This is a genomic window from Lawsonibacter faecis, from assembly GCF_014287675.1.
GTDB classification, from domain to species: domain Bacteria; phylum Bacillota; class Clostridia; order Oscillospirales; family Oscillospiraceae; genus Pseudoflavonifractor; species Pseudoflavonifractor faecis.
Map to the genome: position 1 here is coordinate 86,659 of NZ_JACOPQ010000014.1, position 23,984 is coordinate 110,642.

The following is a 23,984-nucleotide window of genomic DNA, read 5'->3' on the forward strand; positions in this document are numbered from 1 at the left end:
CCCTCCTCTTTATATTTTGGGGCTGCTCTCAATCAAGCAGGCCGCGGAGCATCTGCGCCGTCTCAGCGCGGGTGGCGGCGCCCCTGGGGTCCAGGCTGCCGCCGCCCTTGCCGGTGATAATGCCGGCGCCTGCCGCCCAGCGCACCGCCTCCGCCGCCCAGTCCGAGGGCTGGTCGGCGAAGCGGGACAGGTCGCCTGCCGCAGCGGTATCACCGCCCCGGTACCGGGTATAGCGGTACAGGATTGCGGCGAGCTGCTCCCGGGTGACGGGGTCCTCCGGGCCGAAGCAGCCGTTATCATAGCCCTTTACGATATCCGTCCCGGCGGCCCAGGCCACCGCGTCGGTATAGTATTGACCCTCCGCCACGTCGTCAAAGAAGACCGTTCCTGCGGGGGTGTTCTCCCCCTTCAGCCGCCAGAGGATGGTGACCACCATGCCGCGGCTGGCGGTGAGATAGGGGCTGAACCTGTCGTCCGCCGTGCCGAGCATCAGGCCCTTCCCGTAGACGTACCGTACGCTCTCATAGCACCAGTCGCCCTCCGCCACGTCGGTAAAGGGCCACGCGGGCCGGAACGTGACGGAAATCGTGACCCTGCCCTCCGGCTGGATGAAGGTCCAGGTGCCGTCGGCGTTATCATTGACGCTCACCTGTCTGCCGCCCTGGTCGGTAACGACCACGCCGCCCACCTCGTAGCCCTCGTCGGGGGCGGGGGTGATGGTGACGGTATCGCCCGGCCTGGGCCGCGCGGGACTGACGGCGGCGGAGCCGTGATCGGAGTCGGAGATCGACGGCTTGGGCGGCGTTGTGCCTTCCCCGCCGCTGTAAACGGACTGCGCGAAGAGCACGAAGTGGCTGAACGAGGAAACCTCGAACACCGCGTAGGCGCCGTCGGCCTCGGTCACCAGCCAGAAGTCGGAAATCCGGCTGCGGGCGCCGTTATCTTTCACGTGCCAGATCTCCAGGGTGTCGTTCCGGTAGCCGGAGGGCACCTTCAGCTTGACCAGCACCCGCTCGTTCTCCTTGGGCTGCACCGGCTCCCGGGCCACGGGGATCTCGTCGTCCGCAGCGCCGTAGATGTCCGCCACCAGCTTGACGTCCACGCTCAGGGCCTCGGTCTTGCCGGCGGGGGCGGGCGGCGTTGCCGCGCTCCTGCTCTCCTCCATGACCACGCAGACGACCGTCTTGGGGGCCATCACCGAGTCGGCGGGCAGGGCAACCTTCTCCGCCAGGCCCACCACCTCCACACTGGCGCCCGCCGTGCTGGCGGTGTTGACGTACTCCAGATAGGCCATCAGAGCAGCGTATTCCAGGTTGAGCTTCTCCACGGCTGCTGCGCTGATCAGTCTGCGAGCGGCATCGGTGAGCTTTTCATAGGCCAGCTTGGCCTGCTCAATGGCTGTCTTGTGGTCCTCATAGCTGTGGCCGCCGGAGGCGGAGTTGTCCGCATTGGAGTTGTCGGGGTTGACGCAGTCGTCCAGGTCGGGGCTGCCGTCCGGCTTTGTGCTGCCGCCGCCGTGGCCGGGGATGTGCTCAATCTTGTCCACGACCTCCTCCACGCCGGCTGTGGCCTCTTTAAGAATGCCGGGCTTGCCGTCGGTAGCCTCGTCCACCAGCTTTTTCTGGTCCTCGGTCAAGTCGTCATAGCCGTCGGCGTCGCCCTTGCCCAGAGCGTCCTGCACCTTTTCCATGTCCTCGGGCGTCAGCTGATCCAGATCAATGCCGTCCAGCTTGTCGATGACCTCCCGGGCCTTTTCAAGGTCGTCCGCAAGCTTCCGGTAGTCGTCTCTGGTGGACTGGGACAGGTGCGCCTCCGCCGGGCCGCTCAGCGCGTCATGGTCCTTGATGAGCTGCTCAATCTTCTCCACGGTAGGGGCGTTCTTTGTCTCCTCAACCCTGGCGGCGAACTCGGCGGCGGCCTTTTCATCGGCGGTCAGTCCGTCCAGCATCTCCTTGTATTTCTGCTCCAGACTGTCCTTCAGCGCCCCGTCCACCATGTTTTTCTCGTCGGCGGTCAGGGTGGCGTAATCGGCCTTTGCCTTACGAAGGGCCTCCTGGGCCGGGGGTGAGCCCAGGGCTTTCATTCCATCCTCCACGGCCTGGGCCTTCCCGCGCATGGCCTCCAGGACGTCCAGGCGGTCCCTCTCCACTCCGGGGAAGGCGTTCTTCTGCTGCGGCTTCAGTTTGTCGTACGCCTCCCCGGCGGCCTCAATCCGGTCCTTGTCCGCGGGGGTATAGGGTCTCCTGATCTTCTCCAGCAGGTCCAGCACGGCGTCGATGGCGGAGAGATCGGCGCAGACGCTTTTGTAATACTCCTCCGTGCCGCTCACCTTGTCGGCCAGGTCCTTCCGCTCCCCGGTCAGCTTGTCGTACGCCTCCCTGGCGGCGGTCTTCTCCTCATAGGATGCGCCGGGCCTGTCTGCGGCGGCGAGCTGCTCGGCGGCCTTCCGCGCCGCCTCCGCGTCTTCCACCTTCCTCCGCAGGGTCTCCCGGTCCTCGTCGGAGACCCGGTTCTTTGCGTCTTCGGCGAGGTGATCGAAGCGATCCTTGGCGCTGAGAATCTCCTCCACCGTGTCGGCGCTCCGGATATCCTCCGCCACGCTTTCGGCAATCTCTCCGGCCTTCTGCTCCACCAGACGGTCCAGCTTCTCCCTGGCCGCCGCTGCATCGCCGTTCTTGCTCAGGCGGTCCTTCTCCGCGCCGGTCAGGGCGTCGTACCAATCCTTCGCCTGGGTCACGTCTGCGGCGGGGCTGCTCTGGTCCAGGCGGTCCACCATATCGACGAAGTCGTCAATCCTGGTCTCAATGCGCAGGCTTCTGCCCACGCTGCTCCGGTTGCCCGCGCCGTCCACTGCCGTGGCCGTCACGGTGAAGACGCCGCTTCTGTCCAGCAGCCCGCCGGCCAGGGGCAGGCCGTTGGCGGTGTAGGTCACGGCGGGAGCCTCGCCGCTGTCGTCGCTGGCCGCGACGCCCAGCCGGGTTTTGCCGTACCACTTTGCCGCGTCCAGCCCGTCAGTGGCGGCGTCCCAGGCGATGGCGGGAGCGGTCTTGTCAATTTTAGAGACCTCCACCTCCATGGAGGCGGCGTTTCCCGCCCGGTCGGTGACGGCGACGGTATATGTGCCGTTCCGGTCGGCGGTGAAGCTGCCGGTTTCGGCGGGATAGGCTGCCGCGCCGTCCCGCAGGACCGCCACCCCCGCCACGCCGGAGGTGGCGTCGGCGGCGGTAAAGATGATGGCGGCGTCCTGACTGGTCCACACCGCCGGGTTGCCCGACACGTAAGAGACGACGGGGGCGGTGGTATCCACCAGGAGGGTGGCGACATAGGGCTCGGTCTCGTTGCCCGCCGCATCCCCGGTCCAGAGCTTCAGGGTCCACTCGCCGTCGCCTTCGGGCCGGATGGTGCTGCCGGTGAGCTCGGTCTTGACTCCGCTCTCCGCCGGCGCCTTCCAGAGCTCATAGTATGTGGTGGCGGGAAGGCCCCCCGTGCCCACGGTGGGCTTTTTTTCCACGGTAACGGTGGGCGCGCTGGTGTACCACTCGCCGGTCCTGTCCGGGGCGGCTGCAACGTCGTCCTGGCCGTACTCGGTCTCGGCCAGCTCCGCAGGGGTGATTCTGCTGCGCCTAACGGCGGCGCGCCTCTCCTCGGACTCCAGACCCGCGCCGGAGATCGCCTTGAAGCGGAAGGTCGCATCACAGTTCCAGTCTACGGTGAAGCTTCCGTCCGTCAGCGCCGTCCAGGTATCCGTCTTCTCGTCGTAGCAGTAGAAGACCGCGCCGGAGGGGTTCTCCGCCGTGTTGGAAGGCGTGAGCACCACGTCCTCCGCCGTCCACTCCGTGCCGTCGTACCCGGCGCCGCCTGCGCTCCCCCTGAGGGCCGGCACGGGCCGGGTCTGGTCCAGCTTCACCGAGGCTGTGGCCTCGCCGGAACGGTTGCCCGCATTGTCGAAGGCGCGCAGCTTTACCTTGCCGGAATAGTCGCCGTCGGCCGAGATGGTGAAGGCAGCTGCCTTTGGACCCTGCTCGGCGCTCCAGGTCTCGCCGCCGTCCAGGGAGTACTGCCAGCCCCGTAGTCCGGATTTGTCGGACTCATTGACGGCCGAGGTATCGGGGTCGTCCCGGGTGGTCTCTGGGTCGTCCAGCAGGACTTCCACCGTGACCTTGCCGGTAAACCAGCCGTTTGTTCCCTCTTCACCCTCAATGGCACCGAAGGCTGCCGTGGGCGCGGCGGTGTCTATCTTCTGCACAGTGAAGAAGACGGAGCTGCTGTTGCCCGCCGTGTCGCTCGTGGTGATGGTATAGGTGTCGTTGGCGAGGACCCTGTGGGTGTACCGCCCGTCGGCTCGCACCTCCAGCACGGTGGGCTCGGTCTCCCGCTCGCCGACGATGCTGAGGTAGCTTACGCCGGAGAGGGCGTCCGCCACGCCGAAGGTGTAATCCCGCTCCGCCGTCCAGCTTTCCACCAGGGAGTCAACCTTGATGACCGGCCCGGCCTTGTCGATGCGGATGGTCAGCTCCAGGCGGGTGGTCTCGTTGCCCGCCTCGTCCCGGGTCCAGAGCTCCAGGGTATGCACGCCGTCGGCGGTGAGGAGAATCTCCGTCCCCTCCAGCTTCACGCTGCCGCCGCCGTCAACCTGATAGTAGGTATCCGCGTCGTAGCGCTTCCCTCCGTCGGCGATGACCGTCTTTTTCTCCACCGTGACGGTCACGTCCGCGGTGTGCCAGCCGCCCTGTCCGCCGTCGGCGGAGATGGTCACATCGGCCTCGCTGTACTTGTTCTCCGGGCTGTCGGCGGTACCGCCGCTCAGGCGGCGGTACCTGACGGTGAATTCCGCGCCCTCAGCGCCGGGCGTACCCGCGTTGTTGACGGCCCGGAAGCGGTAAACCGCGGTCTCGCCGGCCGCCATGCCGCTGTGGGTCGGCGGATTCCCGGTCACATCCCGCCAAGCGCCGCCGTCCACGGAGTACTGATATTTCTGGAGGCCGGAGGCGGTGGGGTCGCCGGAGAGGGTGAATACCACATCCTGGGCCGTCCACTGGCCGGACTGGTACGCCTTACCCCCGGACAGGGCGGAGACGGCGGGCGCGGCGGGTTTTTCCCGGTCCACCCTGATTTCCGGCAGTTCGGCCTCCCCTGTATTTCCGGCCAGATCGACGGCCCTGACCCCTATTTTGCCCGTATAGTCGCCGCTGGCGGAGAGGGTAAAGCCGTCGGCCGTACCCGGGGTCCACGTCTCGCCGTCCAGGGTGTACTCCCACCTGCCGGGGTGCGCCTCTTCGATGGAGACAGCCACCGTCACGGCGGAGGTGTACCAGCCGTTCTCCCCCATTGTCCCGCCGGGCGTCAGCGCCACCGCCGGGTTGGTCTTGTCGATTTTTTCCACGGCGACGGCCACGGTCCCCGTGTTGCCCGCCTTGTCGGTAACGGCAATGAGATAAGCGCCGTTTTGGTCTGCGGTAAAACTGTTCTCCCTGACGGGATAATCCACCGTTCCGTCCCGCGTTACCTGAACGTCCGCCACGCCGGAGAGTCCGTCGTCGGTGACGAAGGTAATTTCGGCATTTTGATTGGTCCACGCGGAGGGGTTGCCCGATCGGTAGGAGACGGTCGGGGCGGTCTTATCCAGCAGATAGGTCACGGTGGTCACATAGATCGTATTGCCGGTTTTTACATACAGCGCGGCGCTGCTGGGGACAATCTCCCCCTGGGCGTTTCGGGCGCTCTCGCCGCTCAGGGTGACAGATACGCCCAGGGCGTCCGGGGCGGTCCCCACCGTCCAGCCGTCCTTGGCGGACAGGGTGATATTGTCCCTGTGCCAAGTCATCAATTCTGCGCCCGTTATGGCGAAGATGTCATCCTGGGAAATACCGTCCGGCAGAACGGCGTTTTGAATGGAGAACGCCCTGCTGGCCGTACCGGAGAAATTGCCCTGGAAGCTGATCTGAATTGCAGCGGTCCCCACCTCTATATTATTTTGATAGGTGTACGTAAAGTCTGTCCCCTTGACCAACATGGTCTCGCCGTACCTGACCTCCGGCTCCGGGGTGACGGCCGCCCCCGAGTAGGACTGGTCGGGGATGTCCGCGATGGAAAAGCCCTTGCCGTCGCCATAGGGTCTGGGAGCGATGGAGAAGGCCTTGGAGATAGTACCCGAGTAGTTTCCGCTTTCCGTGGCGGTGACGGTTATCCTGCCGGTGTCGGTTCCGGCGTCTTGATTGCCGGTGACCTCGGCGGTATAGTCGGCCGCTTTCAGCGCGCCGCCGTCATCCACGGTGTATTGGATTGTCTGCTTTGTGCCGTCGTATGTATATTCGCCGGTGACGGTGAGCATGGCCTCTGCCAGCGGCTTTCGGGTGATGGACAGGGTTGTGGCCGCGCTGTAGGGCTGGTGGTCCCCGTCGGCGGGCCGTGTGATGGTAACCGTATAGACTCCTGCGTCGGCGGGGCCGGTCACAGCCGCGCCGTTTCTGGCGTAAGCCACCGCAAAGCCGGTGAGTCCGCTGTCCGCGCCCCGGAGCTGGAAGGACTGCGCCGCGCCGCTGTAGGGTACGGTCTGGCCCGTCAAATCCAGAGTGATGGCCACCTTCTCCGTCCAGTGGGCATAGAGGACGGCGTTTCCTGTGATGGTCACCGTATCCCCCGTCTTCACCTCCGCGCCGCCGTCCGCCGCCGTGAACCAGCCGACAAACTTCTTTTCAGCTCCGGCAGGGGTGGGAAGGGTGCCGTAGGTCCCGCCGTAGGCGACCAGCATCGAGACGGGACTCACCGCGGCGTCCTCGCCGTTCAGGTCGAAGGTCACGGTATAGCTGCCGGGCGTCCACCTGGCGGCGAGGGTGATATCGTCCGCGACCAGGTTTTGTTCAAAGTCCCATTTTGCAACATTTTGCAGATACCAGCCTTCAAACGTATAGCCCGGTCTGGCTGGCTCCTCCGGCGCGGTAATCTTCTCTTGATAGGAAAGACCGGTGATTTGATTCGGGGCGGGCGACCCGCCGTTGGCGTCGAAGGTCACGGAGAGGGTTCTCCCGGCGTTCACGGTGTAAGTCTGCTCCTCTCCGTGGAAGGCGCCGGCGGTGGCCGCGACACGGATTTTGACCTGATCATTGCCGGTAAGGCCCCTCATTTCAGTTTTGTCTGAAAACCAATTGCCGCTCTGCGCCTGGTACTCCATCCCCGCTGGGATCGTGATCTTGCCGTCCTTCCTGCCCTTGATGGTCTCATCCGTGACGGCGACGGCGCCGCCGGGGGCGGCGGGGCGGGGCGGCACCGTGATTGCCATCCAGTCGGAGGGGGCCTGCGTGCCGGTCTCCGTTTTGCGAATGTAATAGGTCGCGCCGGGGGTAATTTGACCGCCGCTTTCCACTTTGGTTCCGCCGGTCTGGGCGGTATAGACCTCGTAGCTCTCCGTGACGGTGATGGTCTCGTCCGCACAGCTGATGGCGTAGCCCTCGTTTTCCGCCGGAGCGGTCTGTCCGCCCTTGCTGATGGTCACGACAGCCACATCGCTGGTGGCGGAGGCGGCCAGCTTGGTTTCATCGCGGGTATAGGTGATCACACAGTAATAGTAGTAGGTGCCCGACGCAAGCTTTTCTGAGATGTCGTACCAGGGATCCGTGGCTCCGGAGATCGGCGTGCCGCCGCTGGTGCTGTTTTGCGTGTTTTGATACCACTGGATGCTTCTGGTGTGGCTGTAGGGCGTGTCGCCAACCGTAACTCTGAGGGAACCGCCGGCGCCATAGGCAAGGTCCAGGCTCTGGGGCTGTTTGGTGATGGTCGGCGCGATGGCGGGCTTGGGCGTCCACTTGGCATAGAGGATCGTCTCATTGCTTGTCACTGTGTCGGCGGCAAAGTTCCACTCCTGCCCAGCGGTACAATCAGCGTCTTTATACCAGCCGGCGAACTCGTAGTCGTCGGCTTTGGGTTCGGCCGGCGCGGTCAGCGCCGCGCCCTGGGCCACCTGCTTGATCAGCGTCGAAGGGATCCCACTGGACCCATAGTTCCATGCGTTTACGCCGTTGAGGTGATACTTGACGGTGCAGCCCGCCGCAATGGTAAAATTCAGGCTGGCTGTCGCATTGTCCTTGGTGATGGAGGCGGCGGCGGTGCCGGGGGCGGTGTTGTTTTGATAGCCGACGGTCAGGTCGCCGCCCAGCCAGCCGGAGGTATACCCGACCTTGGCCGGGGTGACGGGGCTCCCGGTATAGTAATAGGGGCCGCCGTCCAGTTTGAGGGTGGCGGTCTCCTCATGGCCGCAGGTGCAGCGCTCGGTGATGACTGTGCCGCTTGCGGCGTAGGTGTAGTTGTGCAGATGGTACAGCAGATTGCCGTCGGCGTCCTGGCGAAGCGTTTGATTTGGGTCTGTACTATAGTCGGAGTAAAGTTTGGCCATTTTTGTTGTGCCATGGGTGACCACGATGTCGCCGTCTTGGGGATTTGCCTTGGTAAACTTGATGGTCACCGCCGGTCCGGTGTGGCCGTTCATGTCGATCCTACCGGTGCCCGGGGTCCGAATGGAGGCTCCGTCATATGCGCCGCCCGTGATGGCGGCGCTCCCCCAGAGGTTGAGTTTGCTGTCCTCCGTGAGGGCCACGCCGTCCTCAGAGTGGGCGCTCACCGTGCCGGCCCAAAGCGTGACTGTGAGCCGGTTCGCCTTGATGGCGCAGCCCAGATTGGTGTTGCTCACTGCGCCGCCGTAGAGGGTGAACGCGCAGCCCTCGGCGGTGTCGGTGACGGTGTCGGCTCCGCTTGTGCCGGCCACCGTGCCGCCGTACAGGTTCACCTGGGCGCTGGCATTGGTAAAGGAAACGGTGCTGCCGGTGGAGGTGACCTTGCCGTTTTTGCCGCAGTCGCACAGGTTGAGGACAGCGTTCGCTTCGGGCTTGATGGACCCGGCGCCCAGGGTAAGGGTCTTGCCGTTCAGGCACAGGTTCACCTCGCCCGTGATGGTGAGATCCCCCGAGAGCGTCACGTTGTTCTTCAGGTAGTAATTGCCCGCGCTCAGGGCGACGGAGGTGCCGTCCCAGATCTCGTAGGTGATATTGCCGCTGTGACCGCTGTGGGAGCAGACATAGTTCCCGCAGGCCCTGTGGCTGTGTACCGGGCTGTAGTAGGCGCGCTTGCCGTTAAAAACCTCGCCCATGGGCACCTGGCCCGCGTAGTCGCCCGCCAGCCATTTGAAGCTGGTTGGGTGTTTATTGTCATAGTTCAAGTCTTCCATATTGCCTGTGCCCATGGCGTTGGGGCCGGTCATCTGCTCCAGCGTGAGCGCGGGAATCCCATTGCCATCGCCGGCGACAGAGCCCTGCAGATAGTAGCAGTCCGAAAGTTCGCTGGCGGTATCATCATATTGCGATCCGGAGATGCCTCCGACCCCCTTCCCCGGGTCACCAGCATCCTGAAATCCTCCTGTTACCGTGCCTGTGCTGAAGCATTGGAGCGTCTCACCGCCCCCCAGGAACCCCACGATCCCGCCGGCATAGGTGAAGCCGACTCCGGTGACGCTGCCGCCGTTATAGCAGTTTTTTATGATGCCGTCGTAATTACAATTACCCACGATGCCGCCCAGGCAGGGGGTTTCGGAATTTGCGCCGGCTTTATTTGTGATGTCGGCCAGGTTGATGCAGCCCTCAATGGTGCCATGATTGACGCCAGCGATACCGCCGCCGTCGGAATAAGTGCCATAGTTAACGTATACGGCGCCCTCCACGGCCAGATTTTTTACCACGCCGCCCTTGGCAATGGTGCCGAACAGGCCCGCGTTGCCACAGCTGACATTCAATCCGGAAATCGTATAGCCGTTCCCGTCAAAGCCGCCCTTAAAGGGGTAGAGATCCTTCGCAGACATGAGGATATAGTACCCAATCGGAGTCCAGTCCTCGTTTCCCAGATTGATGTCATCCGTCAGCTTGCCGTAGATCTGATTGTCGCCGCTGTTGACCCTATCCCGGAAGGCCTCCAATTGGTATTTGTCGCTAATTATAATAGGGTCGCTCTCCGAGGTGCCCGAAGTGCTCGCCAGCGTTGCCGCGTCTCCCCGGAAGGCAGACGTCAGGGCGGCGAAAATCTCCTGTGCCTCCGGCAGGAGGGCCTGCTGCTCCAGGGTCAGGGCGTCATAGGCGTCCTGGGCGGTCTGGGCCTGGGCGGCCCAGGCGGCAATCTGATCCCAATCGGCGTTTTCATCGGCCATCCGCGCCGCCGCTTCCGCCGGGTCGGGCAGGGCGGACATCAGCCCGCGCACATGCTCCACGGGGCAGACCGCCGGGGCGTGCTCCCCGCCGCAGGTCTCACATGCCGCGCTCTCCTCCGCCGTCTCGGACGGCAGGCCGCCGCAGTCCCCGTCGTGGACGTGGGCGCAGGACGCGCCCCCCGTCGCCGGGACATGGCCGCAGTCTGGCGCGTGGCCGGCGGCCCCGTCTCCGTTCGTATCCGCACAGCCCTTGTCGCATGGGGTCTCCACATAGCCGCAATTGTCGTCATGGACATGGCTGCAGGCGGGCGCATCGGCCCCCAGGGCGCTTACGGGCAGCAGGGACAGCACCATGCACAGCGTCAGCCCCAGGGCCGTGGCCCGGCGCGCGGAGATACCCGCCGCACGGACCGGCCACGCCCGGCACAGCGGGGCGGCCTCTCTTACCGCCGGGATGCGCTCAGGCGTCCATTGCCGCGCGGTATGGAATACCGCGCGGCAATGGAATACCGCGCGGCCCTTGGTCATGACCAAGGGCAACCAGTGCGCCCGGTACAGCCCCATCAGCCGCCGGGCCAGCCCGGCGAGCATCGTCCCGGTCTCCCGCAGGTGCTCAGCCGCTTCCCGCCCCAGGGCGGCCAGCTCCCCGCCGAAAGCCCGCACACAAGGCGCGGCCCGGCGGGCCAGACGCCCTGCGCACCTCCAAAGCGCCGCCCCGGCAGACAGCGCTGCAAGCAGCGCCGCCGCAAGCCGGTGCAGCCCCGGGTGCGTCTCCATCATTCCTGTCAGCCGGGCGTACCATTGCTCAAACATAACGTACCTCCTGTTTCTCGTTTTCACTGTCGCGCAGGATCGCCGCCCGGTTGACCGGGCAGCGGCAGATGCTTACGGAGAGGGTCACATCCGTCCGTTTTCGAAAGTCCGCGTACTTGCAGTACCAGCACTCCCGCACGGCGGACAACCCCCGGCCGGACCCCGTCCAGCTGGGACAGCTGTAGTCCTCCGTCACGATGGGACAGCCCTCGTCCGTGACGCCGACCACCATGCCGCGGGCCCGTTCCTCCTTCATTGACGCATACGCCTCCTTCCCCCGCTTCTATACGTTCGGACCTACCATACCACCCGCCGCGCTGCGTATCTTTATGTACCCATGGTTAGGACCACCCGCAGGGTGAATTCCCGCTCCGTCCGGGTGGCGCTGCAGTAGCCGTGGTACTGTGCCGCCACCCGCTCGATGCTGGCCAAGCCCAGGCCGTGGCCGGGCTCGTCCTTCCGGGTGAGAAGCTTTCCGCCCGCCTCCACCGCCACGCCGTCGTAGCTGTTTTTGATTTCCAGGGTCAGGTTCGGCCCCACCATCCGCGCCAGGAGAGAGAGATACCGCGCCTCCCCGGGGGCCTGCCGGACGCAGGCGTCCAGCGCGTTTTGCAGGGCGTTGCCCAGCACCGCGCAGATATCCACCGGGGAGCAGCAGAGCTCCGCCGGAATCTGCGCGTCGCAGCGGAAGTCGATCCCATCGCTCCGGGCCTGCTCGCCGTAGAACCCCAGCAGGATATTGGCCGTATAGTTGGCGCAGTAAATGAGGCTGCCCGTGTCGGGCGCCTGCTCCATCAGCTCGGCGAGATATCCCCGCAGGCGGCCGTACTCGCCGTCCCGCAGGTAGCCGTCCAGCACCCGGAGATGGTGGCGGCTGTCGTGCTGAATCTGCCGCACCTCCTGGATATGGCTGGTGAGGGTGACGTAATACTGCTCCGACTGCCGCACCTGGGCCGTCAGCTCCCGCACCTGGGCCTGGGCCAGGACACCCTCCTTCACCGCCGTCATGGTATAGAAGGACAGCCAGTAGCCGCAGGAGAGCAGCACCACATAGAGCAGCAGCCGCAGATACTCCCCCGGGGACACGGCGTCGCGGATCTGCCAGGCGTCGAAGAGGAGCAGCATGAGCACATAGCCCACGCAGGCGAAGGCGGCGAGGCTGCCCAGATGCTCCTCAAACTGGGCCAGCCGCTCCACCATCAGGTCCCTGAGGACACGGAAGAACAGGAGGACATAGGCGGCTGTGAGGACGAAATAGACCGCCACAAAGGCAATCCGGGGGTTGAAGTCCGGCCGCAGGCCGTGGAAGAGCAGCACCGTGTACCGGGCGAGCACCGCCGTGAGGTACATGGAGCTGTCCACAAAGAAGTAGGTGAAAAACCGCTGCTTGACCGGCACATCGAAGAGATAGAGATACACGAACACGGCCAGAAAGCCGGTGAACTGGCCCGAGCAGTTGCCGACGACGGGCCGAAGAGCCTCTCCCAAAGGGATGCAGACCAGGGCGCAGAGCATCCAGGCCAGAACGGTCTGCCAGCGCCTGCGCCTGGAGCGGCAGAAGATATGGGCCATGCACACGGAGAAGCACATCATGGCGGCCCCCACCACGGAGGCTGCGGCGACGCCCAGCATAGCATACCCCCCTTCCGGTCAAATGCGCGTCAGCTCCGCCTGACTCAGCAGATACTCAAAGTAGGCGCTGCGGATGGTTTTGGCCCCCCGCTGGCGGATGGGAACCCGTTCGCCGGAGGCCATCAGGAAGTCGTCCTCCACCGTCCGCACCCGGTCCATATTGACGATGTAGCTCTGGTGGCAGCGGATAAAGCCGTGTCCCTCCAGCTCCCGCTCCACATCGTCCAGCCTGGCGTACACCCGGTGCTCCTCGCCGTTGTCCAGCCGGACCAGAAGCACATTGCGGCGGCTCTCAATGCACTCAATCTCCCGGTAGGCGATACGGCGCCCCCGGCCCCCCTCCCGGAGGAGCAGGGTCTTCTGGCGGCCGTCGTACTCCTCCCGGAGAAAGCGCTCCAGCAGTGCGCCCGCCCGTCCGGCGTCCAGGGGTTTGACCAGGTAGCCGTAGGCCCGCACGTCGTAGCTCTCCAGCGCATAGTCAGGGCTGGCGGTAAGAAAGATGATGGGCACCCGGGGGGCGAACCGCCGCAGGCTCCGGGCGGCCTCCATGCCCAGGATGCCGTCCAGAAAGATGTCCAGGAAGATGAGGTCGAAACAGGCGCAGCCGTCCTCATAGTCGTCCACCAGGGGCTCGCCGCCGGCGTACTCGGTCAGCTCGTACTCATAGGGATGGGCCGCGAAATAGGCCCGCAAAAAACGGCCCAGCAGTTCACGCTCTGATGGCTGATCGTCGCAGATTGCGATGCGGAGCACGCCCATCCCTCCTTTTCCCTCCGGTATTTTAGCACTGCGCCGGCCCCCCCCCGCGTCACAGGGGACATTCGACGGGTTTTTCGGGATATTTGACTCATTTTCGTCGACATCATATCAGAGGACCGCGCCGAAGAGAGCGTTTTTGCACCAATGCACCATATACGGTACGAATGCAGCGCAGGGCGGTTGACGGGCGGCGCGCTTCCGTGATACGGTATAGGCAGTAAAACAGCGTCCCCTCTCCTGAAAGGAGAGGGGACGCCTGTGGAAGCATTATTTGCCCTTGTCCCGGCGGCAAAACAGCGCCGCGCCGCCCAGAATCAGCGCCGCGGTGGCCGCGACGGCCACCGCGTAGCCGGGAATTGCGACGCCCTCCTGCACTGCCACCGGCTCGGGAGCGGCCTCCGGACCGGGCGCGGGCGCAGGCGGCGCCGCCTCGGGGGAGGCGTCCGTCGGCGGCACGGCCTGCGGGCCTTCCTCGGGTGCGGCCGCCAGCGCCTGCTCCGCTTCCGGCTGCCGCACCTCCGCGGGAAGCCGGGCGGCCTGTCCTCCGTCCTCCTTCTGCGGCCGCCCGGCAGGCGCGGGGGCCGCGCTGTCCGCCGGCTCCGGCGCCTTAGACGGAGCGGGGCGCTCCTCCGGCTCCGGCGCAGGCGCGGCGCTGTAACTGGGCTCAAGGACCTCCGGCGGGCTCAGCGGCTGCACAGGCGCAGGGGCCGGCAGCAGCCGCTTCACCATCTCCAGCAGTTCCCGGAAGGTCAGCCCGGAGGCAGCGCCAGAGCCGCCGTCCTCCCGTCCGGGCCGGTCGTGCTCGCCCTGGCCGCCGCCGCCGTGGTCGCCGCCCTGATCGTCATAGGGGGTCATGTCCCAGCTGCCTCCCCCGTCCGCAGGCGGCTTGAGGACGAAGACGTCGGTCTCCCCCGCCAGGGCGGAGCCTGTCACAATCAGCTTGACATACACCGCTGCGTCCGGCGGTATGGGGAGGATATCGTAGTCATCGTCGTAAATTCTCACGGTGAACGCCACCCGGCCCGTGGCCGGATCTCCGCTCCACGCCCAGTCCGTGGCCTCCTGATACCAGGTCTCATCGTCCAGGGAAAAGGCGCAGGCCACCTCCTCCGCCCCGTTGAGCCACGGGAAGGTAAAGAGGGGCACCAGATCCCCCTCGTTCACGATATCGGCGGTAAAGGGGTACTTCTTCTCCTGCACCACATGGACGGTCAATTGCGGGTCCGGCGTGCCCTCATCCAGGAGAATCAGGCTGCCCCACCAGTCCAGCTCCTCCTGCGGCCACGATGCCCCGGGGCCGTAGGCCCCGGAGACCGCAAAGCTGTCCGCGCCCGAGGCCAGTCCGTCTTCAAATTCGTCCCGGTTCCAGGTCACGGCAAAATCGCGGTAGTTTCCGTTCTGCCCCAGGCGCATCAGCGTCACCTCATCCGGAAGGGCCAGCGCGTCAAAATCGGCGTCCGGGGTGACGTAAAGCGTACGGACGGCCGCGCCCGCCCCGCCATAGGCGGGATCGTAATAGACCTCCGCCTCGGCGGGCGGCTGCTTGACGTTCACCACCAGCCTGGGCGCGCCCGCGGCCTGCACCCATCCCTCCAGCCGCGTGTCGTCCGGCCCGAGATAGCTGCCGCTGATTTCAAAAGAGGTCTTTTCGCCGTCCGCCATGCCCAGCTCATAGTCCTCCCGGGACCAGGAGACCCGAAACCAGGCCGTGACCGGGTCGTAGACCTTCTCCTCCTCCCCCTGCCTGAGCTCCACCATGCCTGCAAAGCGCACCGCCTCCTCAAAGCCGGCGCCCCGGTAGACCTCAACGGCGGGCAGGTCCTCGGGCTCCTGAAAATAGGTCGTCACAAAATCCCTGGGCCTGACCCAGACCGTGGTCTCAGGAGGCTCCGGCATCGTCACCAGCCCGGCGTCCCAGAGCTCTCTCAGCTCCTCCGGGCAGTCCCCGGGCAGCGCATAGGTCCCCTCCATTGAAAATTCCGTCTTGCCGCCGCTGACGGCGGAGTCAAACGCCTCCCGGTTCCACTCGATGGCGAAGACGTCGCTGTCCCATTCGCTCCAGTACAGCTCCTGGCTGCCGCACTGGGCGAGAAATTCCTCATAATCCACCTCCCGCGGGAACAGCACGCCGGGGATTTCCCCATTGGACCCCACCGTATAGACGCGGCCCGATGGCCCCTCCTCTCCGCAGGCAGTCCCCGCAAGGCCCAGCAGCAGCGCCGCACAGGCAGAAAGGAGGCACACCTGTTGAAAAAGCTTCATAAAAACAGTCTCCTACCCGTTGTGTTTACGCTGTCCGTGCTGGCGGCCTTCTCCGTGCTCCTGGCGCTCACGTACCGCTTTGACAACAAATATACCGCCGGCCCCCCCTACGGGGAGGGCGGCGTGTTCGCCTTTACCGAGGCCGATTTGGACCGCCCCCTCTTTCTCATCGACGGCTGGCTCCTGAACGGCCGGGAGGTCTTCATCGGCCAGTACTCCAATTTTTCCCACCTAAGCGGCGGGACCTCCCCCTTCGGGGAGGGGAATTACCGCCTCACCCTGCGCTACAGCGGCGCGCCCACGACCCTCCTGCTGGAGATTCCGCCCGTCTTTACGGAGTACATCCTCTATGTAGACGGCGCGGCAGCGGCTGAGACGGGCGGCGGCGGCACGGCAGTCGTCAGCGTGGGGGAGGGCGATACGGTGCTGGAGCTTCATACCGTCAACCGCTCCCACTACTACAGCGGACTCACCTATCCCCCCGCCCTGGGCACGGCGGCGGTGATGGACCGGCTCTTCTCCGTCCGCACGCTGGTCTACGCGGCGCTGTGCGCCGCGGCTCTGACGCTGGCCCTCTTCTCCCTGGTGCTGTGGGTCTCCCGGGCGCGGGACGCCCTCTTCCGCCAGTTCGGTCTGCTCTGTCTGGCCTTCGCCGTCCACTGCGCGCACCCCTTTGTGTGGAAGCTCTGGGGATACTCCAGGCTCTGGTACGCCGTGGAGGACGCCTCCTGGCTGCTGGTGCTGGCCCAGGCGGCCGCGCTGGCCGCGCTGTGCGCGGGGCTGGAGCAAAAGAGCTGGTACCGGCGGCTGCTCCGCCCGGCCACGCTCCTTCTCTGCCTCTTCTGCACAGTTTCGGTTCTGTTCATCATACCAAATGCGGGTAATTTCGTCAATTTTTATGGGGCGGTTATTGACTGTTATAAATTGGCGGTCTGGGCGTGGCTGGCCCTCTGCGCCGGGCTGGGACTGGCCCGGCGCGCGGGGTGGACGGCCTTCTTCGTCCTCGCCGCCTGCGGCGTGCTGGGGGTCAGCCTGGCGGCGGGCATCGGGGATTCCAACGCCTACGAGCCCATCTGCGGCGCCTGGCAGAACGAGTACGCGGGCTTCGCCCTGGTGCTCCTCTTCGGCGCTCTGATGGTCCGGCGCAACGGTCTTCTGCTGCGCCAGAACGCGGAGCTGCAGTCCGTGAAGCTGCAAAACCGCTTTGCCGCCGAGAGCGCCGCCCAGATGCGCGCCTCCATCACCCAGGTCCGGGGGCTCAAGCACGAGCTGCGCCACCATGTGGAGACGCTGGGGGCCCTCCACGCCGCCGGGGACGACGAGCGTCTGGGCGCCTACCTGGCCCGGCTGAGCGGCGAGACGGAAGCGCTGCCGCCCCTCTACTACGCGGAGAACTTCCTGGTCAACGCCCTTCTGGCCGGGCGGCTTGGACCGGCCAGGGAGCGGGGCATCAGGGTGGAGTGCGCCGCGGCGGTTCCGGAGCGCCTGCCCATCGCCGACAGCGACCTGTGCATCCTGCTGACCAATCTCCTGGACAACGCCGTGGAGGCCTGCGAGCGCCTGCCCCCGGGGGCGGACCGCTTCATCTCCCTGTCCCTGGAGGTCAAGCGGGAGCTGCTGCTCATCACCTGTGTCAACTCCGCCCCGCCCCGGCCGGAGGCGGGCGCACCCTTCGCCACCGCCAAGGCAGACTCTGAGAGCCACGGGTTGGGCATTCCGGCCATGCGGCGGGTGGCGGAGCGCTGCGACGGCGCGCTGGAGCTTAGGCAGGAGGGCGGCGTATTCACCCTTCGGGCCGCCCTCCGCGTCCCTCAGCCGTCAGAATAACCGATGGGGCCGATTTGCCTGTGCAAATCGGCCCCATCGGTTTCCCGCTGTGTTTGAGCTGAGAATGCGGCCTGCGCGCCGGCACACGCGCCGGTTTGCAGCGGCGGCCCCAGTGCGGGCGCCCGTCCCGCGCCGCAGGGCATCACGCCTATTCGCCGCAGCCCGCTCCTTCCGCTTCATTTTAAATATGCCAGCCAGCGCTCCTGGGCCTCCTGGTAGTGCCGCATGGCGATGGGGACCTCCCCCCCGCCGCGGAGGAGGAAGCGGTATTTCTGAATTCCGCTCACATAGGCCAGATGCACCACAAAGCTGCGGTGGCAGCGGTAAAAGCCCTCCGCCGGCAGGGTGTCCAGCGCTGCGCTCAGCGTCCCGGCGCAGGAGAGGCTTCTGTCCCCGCAGTGGACCACCAGCTCCCGCCGGAAGACCTCGATGTAACGGATGTCCCCCTGGGGGGCGGTTATTTTTCCGCCCTCCAGAGCGTCCAGCACCAGGGAGGGCAGCTTCTGCCGCCGCTCCAGACAGCGCTCCAGCACCGGGCCCAGCTTCTCCCGGGTGAGGGGTTTGAGCAGGTAGCTCACCGGGTAGCTGCGGTAGCCCGCCAGGGCGTACTCCGGGCTGCTGGTGATGAACACCAGGTCGGTCTCGTCCCCGGCCTCGCGCAGGGCCTCGGCCAGTTCAATGCCGTCCTGCCCGTCCATCATAATATCCAGCAGAATGAGGTCCCAGGCGGCGCCCCGCTCCCGCGCCGCCGACAGCGCCGCCGGAGTGCGGAAACGCTGGAGCTCGTACGCCACGCCGCGCTCCTTCAGGAGTGAGGCGGCCACCGCCACCGCATCGGCCAGATCCTGCTCCACATCGTCGCACACCGCAAGATGATACACAGCCCCTCGCCTCCCCGCATGTTTCGCTCATTTTACCACAGGGGGACCGCCGGCTTCAAGGGGCATATTTCTTGCAATACCCCGGGCTCTTTATTATAATGGAGCTAAATTTTTATATCCCGTATATGCAGGAAAGGAGCGCGCCGAGGATGCAGCACGAGCGGTTTCCCTTTCAGAGCCTCCCCTTTCTGTTCTGCCTGCTGTGCCTGTGCGCCTGCTCCGCCGTGCCGGAGCAGGGTGCCAGGCTGTGCAGCGTGGTTCTGGAGGAGGGCGAGGGCTTCACCTGCGCCGACTACACCCAGTCCGTCTCCCGTGGAGGCGACGCCGTCTTCTACCTGAATTGCGCCGACGGCTACGAAATCGTCGGCGCCGACTACGAAAACGCCGCTCTGGCTCCCGGCCAGGGCGGCGGCGTCCTGCTGACCGTGCCCGCGGTACGCTACTCCACCGTCGTCTCCCTGACCGTGGAGAAGAGCGACGCCCGCCTGCTCTACGAACCCAACGACGGCTCGGGCCGCGCCCCCGTCCCGGTGCCGGTGACGCCCTCCCACCTGCGCTGGAACACCGCCACGGACCTTTTTGATCGGGAGGGGCACACCCAATTGGGCTGGAACACCCGCCCTGACGGCTCCGGCACCGCCGTGGGCCTGGGCAGCCGGGCGGCGCCGGAGGAGGGCACGACGCTCTACGCCCAGTGGAGCCGGTGGTCCCCGTCCGGGCTGTTCCGGTGGGAGGCGGGGCAGGACGGCGCAGTCATCACCGGATACTGCGGGGATGAGGCCGTCGTCACCGTCCCCGGCGAGCTGGGCGGTCTGCCCGTACGTGTCGTCGCGGCGGGCGCCTTTCAGGAAGCCGGGTGCGATACCGTCATCCTGCCCGACACCGTGGACACCGTTGAGGACGGGGCGTTCTCCGACGCCGCGCTCTCCACGCTCTATCTCTTTGATAATATCCGGCACATCGGCAACAGCGCCTTCTCCGGCTGCGGGAATCTGGCCACGCTCCATCTGAACGCGGCGGAGCGGCCGGTCTACAGCGGTACCTATTACGACACCTTTCAGGACAAATTCGACCGCCTGCTCTCGCTGAAGAGCCGGAGGAAAATCGTCCTCTTTTCCGGCTCGTCAACCCGCTTCGGCTTTGACTGCGCCGCGCTGGACGCGGCCTTCCCGGACTATGAAATCGTCAACATGGGGGTCTTCGCCTACACCAACGCCCTGCCCCAGATGGAGCTGATCCTCCCGTGCATGCAGCCGGGGGATATTCTGCTCCACTGTCCTGAATTCGACGCGGCCAAGCGGCAATTCTGCACCACCACCGATTTGGACGAGCACTTCTACAGCATGATGGAATCCAATTACGACACCCTGGCTCTGCTCGACCTGCGGCGCTGTACCAACGTCTTCGGCGCCCTGGAGCGCTATCTGACCATCCGGGACGGTATGACCAAAAAGAGCTACGCCCTGTCCCCGGCGGATTTTGACGAGGACGGCTATCCCGTGGACAGTCCCAGCTACAACGCCTATGGGGACTATGTGGTCTACCGGCCCAACGCCGACTCCGAGACGCCTGTCTACGGCCTGCCCGTGGAGTATACGGCGGCTGCGTTCCCGAAGGAGCGGTATATCGACCCCTTGAACCGGATGTACGACAGGTTCGCACAGCGGGGCGTGAGGGTGTACTTCTCCTACGCTCCCCGGAACGCCCTGGCGGTCTCCGAGGACAGCACGCCCCAGGCGCGCGCCGGCCTGGACGCCTGCCTGAGAGAGGCCCTCCATGCGCCGGTGATCTCCGCGCTGGAGGACTCGCTCTGGAGCGGCGTCTACCTCTACGGCACGGACAACCACCTCTCCACGGAGGGGGCCACGCTCCACACCCGGCGGATCATACCGCTGCTCAGGGCCCAGATGGAAAAGGACGGATTGGTGGGATATGATGGCTGATATACTGCTCTCACCGGCGCTCCAGTGGGCGCTGATCGCCGGCGCGCTCCTCTTTGCCGGGCTGGCGGCATTTGGAAGGACGCGGCCGCTGCACTGGGCCCTTCCGGCAGGCCTGTGCACGGCCGCCGCCGTTCTGGACGCGCTGGCCCGGGGCAAAACCCTGGAGCAGGCGCTGACCGTGGTGCTGGCGGTCGCCGCAGTCTCTCTTATCGGACTGACGCGCGGAGAGGGGGGCCGCGGGGCATGAGCTTTCAAACGCTGGAATTTCTGTTGTTTTTCCCGGCGGTGTTTCTCCTCCACTGGAGTCTCCCCCACCGCTTCCGCTGGCCGCTGCTGCTGCTCGCCAGCTGGCTCTTCTACTTCTGGTGGGCGCCCTGGGCCGGGCTGCTGCTGGTGGGCACGACCCTGGTCTCCTGGCTGTGCGCACTGGGCGTCCACGGGCAGAGGGGCCGGGTGCGGCGGTTCTGTCTGCTCACGGCCCTGGCGGTGCCTCTGGGCTGCCTGGCGCTCTTCAAATACGCCGGTTTCTTTGCCTCCATCGCAGGCGCACAGCTTTCCCTTCGGCTCATTCTCCCGGTGGGTATCTCCTTCTATACCTTTCAGACCCTCTCCTACGTGCTGGACGTATACCGGGGGAAAACCGAGCCCGAGCGGCATTTCGGCTACTACGCCCTCTTTGTCTCATTTTTTCCCCAGCTGGTTGCGGGCCCCATCGAGCGGCCGGAGCATCTGCTGCCTCAGCTGCGCCGGGAACGGCGGTTCTCTGTCCGTGACCTGTCCTCCGGCGGCTGGCTGCTCCTGACCGGTTACTTCAAAAAGCTGGTCGTCGCGGATCTTCTGGCTCCGCTGGTGGACCGCGTCTACGCAGGCCCCGGGGCCGCCCTGGGCCCGCAGATCGCCGCGGCCACGGTTCTGTTCGGCATTCAAATCTACTGTGATTTCTCCGGTTACACGGACATTGCGCGGGGCGCCGCAAAGCTCCTGGGCATCGACCTCATGGAGAATTTCCACGCGCCCTATTCCGCCCGGACCATCCGGGACTTCTGGCGGCGCTGGCACATCAGCCTGACGAGCTGGTTCACCGACTATGTCTACATCCCCCTGGGGGGAAGCCGCCGGGGCACGGCCCGTCGCTGCCTGAATATTATGGCGGTCTTCCTTCTGAGCGGCCTGTGGCACGGCGCGGACTGGACCTTTGTCCTCTGGGGCGGCGTCCACGGACTCTACCAAATCGGCGGTATCCTGTATGAGCGCTGCTGTCCCGCGCGGCTCCCGGACGGGCGGTGGACGGCGGCCCTGCAGCGGCTGCGGACCTTCGCGCTGGTCACCTTTGCGTGGGTCTTCTTCCGGGCGGAGACCGTGGCGGACGCTCTGACCCTCCTCTCCCGCCTGGGGACCGGGTGGACGACCCTCCCGGCGCTGCTGGGCGCCGCCGCGCCCGCCCTGCTGCCGCCCCTGCTGATGCTGGTGTGCCTCTCCCGCCTGGACCGCCTGCCGCCCGGGACACAGGGGCGGGACGCAGCCAGGGATATGACCGTTTTCTCCTGCCTTTTGGCCATCGGCCTGGGCTGGTGGATCTCCCTGGCCTCCAGCGGTACAAACGCCTTCATCTATTTTCAATTTTAGGCCGGTGAGTATGAAAAAGAGAGTTTTAACCGTTGTCACCGCCGCGCTGCTGCTGCTGTCCATCCCCGCCGTGCTGCTGGGGTGGGGCTTTCTCCTGCCCCCACAGTACGGCGACACCTTCCTGGGGGAGCTGAAATACAAGGTTCAGTATCTGGAGGAGGCCCAGGGGCCGCGCATCGTCCTCGTGGGCGGCAGCGGCGTTGCCTTCGGGGTGGACAGTGCGCTGATGGAGCGGGAGCTGCCCGACTACACCGTAGTAAACTTCGGTATGTACGCCGCGCTGGGGACCACGGTGATGCTGGACCTGTCGGAGGACCTCATCCGCCCGGGCGACATTGTGATTCTCATCCCCGAGCAGCAGGAACAGACCCTTTCGGACTTCTTCGACCCCGCGGTCATGTGGCAGGCCCTGGACGGGGCCTTTCCCCTGCTGGGCAGGCTGCCTGGGACGTACCGGTCCGCTCTGGCGGGGCAGTTTCCCTATTTTGCGGCGCAGAAATACGCGGACCTTCTGCAGGGCCGGACCCCCCGGCCCCGGGGGGTATACAGCCGCGCCTCCTTCAACGCCGCCGGGGATGTGGTCTCCGGTCTGTGCTCGCGCAATATCATGTCCGGCGGATACGACCCCAACACCCCCATCCGCTTCGACAGCGCGCTGGTCACAGATGCTTTCCTGACGCGGGTCAACGCCTACGCCCGGTCCGTGGAGGAGCGGGGTGCGACGATGTGGTACGCCTTCTGTCCCATGAACGCCGCGGCTGTGGTAGGAGACGCGGGGCCGGATGAATTTTACGACGCGCTGCAGGCAGCCCTTCGCTTTCCCGTCATCGGGGACCCGAATCAGAGCATCCTGGAGTCCGGCTGGTTTTACGACACCAATTTTCATCTCAACGCCAGCGGTAAAATCGTGTATACCCGGCTTTTGGTCCGAAACATCAAGGCAGTGCTGGGTGACAGCAGCCCCACGGAAATTGCGCTCCCCCGGCAGCCGGCGCCGGCCGGCGCCGATACCTGGAGCGGGGACGACCGTGACGCGGACTGCTTCCTGTACCGTGAGGCGGACGGGCTTCTCACGGTGGTGGGCCTCTCGGCGGGGGGGCTGGCGCGGGAAGCGCTGACCGTCCCCTCGGCGTGGAACGGCCTCCCCGTCACCGCTATCGGCGGCGGGGCCTTTGCCGGCGGGGCCCGTCTGCGCGAGGTAGTCGTTCAGCAGAATATCACCCAGATCGCAGACGGAGCCTTCTCCGGCTGCCCCGCCCTGGATCGGATTCGCATACGGACCGGCTCCCCCGCCGGGTGCCGGGTCGGGCAGGGCCTCCTGGAGGGGACCGATGCGGCGGTCTATGTGCCCGCGGATGCCCTATCCGACTACCGGACCGACTATTTCTGGTCCGTCTGGGGGCAGAGGGTTCTGCCGGACGCACCCTGAAGCGGGGATGAGCCGGCAAGTCGGGATGCTACGGATTTCCAGCGGGAATCGTATCAGCCCTGCCGCTCTTTTGCCGCGTCCGGCGCTCCAGCCGTCAAAAAGGCCGCGTATCGAATTTCGATACGCGGCCTTAGCCTGTCAAAGAAGCCCCTCGTGGCTTCTTTGACGGCAGGCTGTATGGCGGATGAGGCTCGATTTCCAGGGAAAAAGCCGCCCCATCCGCCATAAGAAGCGTCATTTCTCACGCGCATGTAATTGGACGGTTTTATCCCTGACTGAGGGCAGTCCATCCCATCAGTACTGGTGTGTGCATCGGCACTTTGTATAAAAATTCACAAACCGCTTTGCCGCTTTTAGACAAAATTCGACATTTGACGACATTTCATCTTGTATTATAAATAACCGCGCAGTAAAATAATAGTATAGATTACTGGAAACGTTTCCAATGAAACGTTTCCAGTAATCTGCAATCTAACGTAGGGGGAATTAAATTGAAGAAAAACCTTCTTGCTCTTGCACTCAGCGGCGCGCTTCTGATGACCGCACTGGCCGGCTGCGGCGACAAGCCCGCGGGCGGCAGCCCGTCACCCAGCAAGACGCCGGACGCGTCGCCGTCCGCCAGCACC

Annotated in this window: 11 protein-coding genes; 5 read left to right on the forward strand and 6 right to left on the reverse strand. The window is 65.4% G+C overall.

Translation table 11 applies throughout. The annotated features are described in order from the left end of the window. Positions 1 to 28: 28 nt before the first annotated feature. The 5 genes from H8S62_RS15210 to H8S62_RS15230 all read right to left on the reverse strand — a co-directional run bounded on the left by H8S62_RS15210 (position 29) and on the right by H8S62_RS15230 (position 15,652). Positions 29 to 10,999 carry an InlB B-repeat-containing protein gene (locus tag H8S62_RS15210; RefSeq protein WP_186920151.1) on the reverse strand — a complete coding sequence of 3,657 codons (10,971 nt, stop codon included), beginning with the start codon at positions 10,997 to 10,999 and terminating at the stop codon, positions 29 to 31. Then, positions 10,992 to 11,255: a hypothetical protein gene (locus tag H8S62_RS15215; RefSeq protein WP_155146196.1), complete on the reverse strand. Its 264-nt coding sequence runs from the start codon at positions 11,253 to 11,255 to the stop codon at positions 10,992 to 10,994. Before H8S62_RS15215 ends, H8S62_RS15210 begins: the two co-directional genes overlap by 8 nt. Before the next feature lie 71 nt (positions 11,256 to 11,326). Then, positions 11,327 to 12,631: a sensor histidine kinase gene (locus tag H8S62_RS18190; RefSeq protein WP_243255746.1), complete on the reverse strand. Its 1,305-nt coding sequence runs from the start codon at positions 12,629 to 12,631 to the stop codon at positions 11,327 to 11,329. A gap of 18 nt (positions 12,632 to 12,649) precedes the next feature. Beyond that, the gene (locus H8S62_RS15225) at positions 12,650 to 13,384 is read right to left on the reverse strand and encodes a response regulator (RefSeq protein ID WP_173023909.1); all 735 of its coding nucleotides are present in this window, start codon (positions 13,382 to 13,384) and stop codon (positions 12,650 to 12,652) included. Positions 13,385 to 13,657: 273 nt separating this feature from the next. Next, positions 13,658 to 15,652, reverse strand: a complete 1,995-nt coding sequence (locus H8S62_RS15230; RefSeq protein WP_186920153.1) for a hypothetical protein — start codon at positions 15,650 to 15,652, stop codon at positions 13,658 to 13,660. On the opposite strand from H8S62_RS15230, the gene H8S62_RS15235 reads away from it, so the two are divergent. Then, the gene (locus H8S62_RS15235) at positions 15,638 to 17,479 is read left to right on the forward strand and encodes a sensor histidine kinase (RefSeq protein WP_155152342.1); all 1,842 of its coding nucleotides are present in this window, start codon (positions 15,638 to 15,640) and stop codon (positions 17,477 to 17,479) included. The genes H8S62_RS15230 and H8S62_RS15235 overlap by 15 nt on opposite strands. 176 nt (positions 17,480 to 17,655) lie before the next feature. Here the strand turns inward: H8S62_RS15235 and H8S62_RS15240 are convergent, their stop codons facing one another. Then, on the reverse strand, positions 17,656 to 18,360 hold the full coding sequence (locus H8S62_RS15240; protein ID WP_186920155.1) for a LytTR family transcriptional regulator DNA-binding domain-containing protein: 705 nt from the start codon (positions 18,358 to 18,360) through the stop codon (positions 17,656 to 17,658). Positions 18,361 to 18,509: 149 nt separating this feature from the next. On the opposite strand from H8S62_RS15240, the gene H8S62_RS15245 reads away from it, so the two are divergent. The 4 genes from H8S62_RS15245 to H8S62_RS15260 are packed head-to-tail and all read left to right on the forward strand — an operon-like array spanning position 18,510 to position 23,358. Next, a complete protein-coding gene (locus H8S62_RS15245) occupies positions 18,510 to 20,303 on the forward strand; it encodes a leucine-rich repeat protein (protein WP_186920156.1) in 1,794 nt (597 codons plus the stop codon). Continuing rightward, positions 20,296 to 20,550 carry a hypothetical protein gene (locus tag H8S62_RS15250; RefSeq protein ID WP_186920158.1) on the forward strand — a complete coding sequence of 85 codons (255 nt, stop codon included), beginning with the start codon at positions 20,296 to 20,298 and terminating at the stop codon, positions 20,548 to 20,550. The genes H8S62_RS15245 and H8S62_RS15250 overlap by 8 nt, the downstream gene beginning before the upstream one ends. Continuing rightward, positions 20,547 to 21,929, forward strand: coding sequence for an MBOAT family O-acyltransferase (locus tag H8S62_RS15255; RefSeq protein WP_186920160.1), 1,383 nt, complete (start codon positions 20,547 to 20,549; stop codon positions 21,927 to 21,929). Before H8S62_RS15250 ends, H8S62_RS15255 begins: the two co-directional genes overlap by 4 nt. A gap of 10 nt (positions 21,930 to 21,939) precedes the next feature. Next, on the forward strand, positions 21,940 to 23,358 hold the full coding sequence (locus H8S62_RS15260; RefSeq protein ID WP_207723573.1) for a hypothetical protein: 1,419 nt from the start codon (positions 21,940 to 21,942) through the stop codon (positions 23,356 to 23,358). Positions 23,359 to 23,984 lie beyond the last annotated feature (626 nt).

Excerpts from the sequence above, each read along its gene's own strand:
- H8S62_RS15260 (WP_207723573.1), top strand. The coding sequence starts at position 21,940 with ATGAAAAAGAGAGTTTTAACCGTTGTCACCGCCGCGCTGCTGCTGCTG.
- H8S62_RS15230 (WP_186920153.1), bottom strand. The coding sequence starts at position 15,652 with ATGAAGCTTTTTCAACAGGTGTGCCTCCTTTCTGCCTGTGCGGCGCTG.
- H8S62_RS15255 (WP_186920160.1), top strand. The coding sequence starts at position 20,547 with ATGAGCTTTCAAACGCTGGAATTTCTGTTGTTTTTCCCGGCGGTGTTT.
- H8S62_RS18190 (WP_243255746.1), bottom strand. The coding sequence starts at position 12,631 with ATGCTGGGCGTCGCCGCAGCCTCCGTGGTGGGGGCCGCCATGATGTGC.
- H8S62_RS15250 (WP_186920158.1), top strand. The coding sequence starts at position 20,296 with ATGGCTGATATACTGCTCTCACCGGCGCTCCAGTGGGCGCTGATCGCC.
- H8S62_RS15245 (WP_186920156.1), top strand. The coding sequence starts at position 18,510 with ATGCAGCACGAGCGGTTTCCCTTTCAGAGCCTCCCCTTTCTGTTCTGC.
- H8S62_RS15215 (WP_155146196.1), bottom strand. The coding sequence starts at position 11,255 with ATGAAGGAGGAACGGGCCCGCGGCATGGTGGTCGGCGTCACGGACGAG.
- H8S62_RS15210 (WP_186920151.1), bottom strand. The coding sequence starts at position 10,999 with ATGTTTGAGCAATGGTACGCCCGGCTGACAGGAATGATGGAGACGCAC.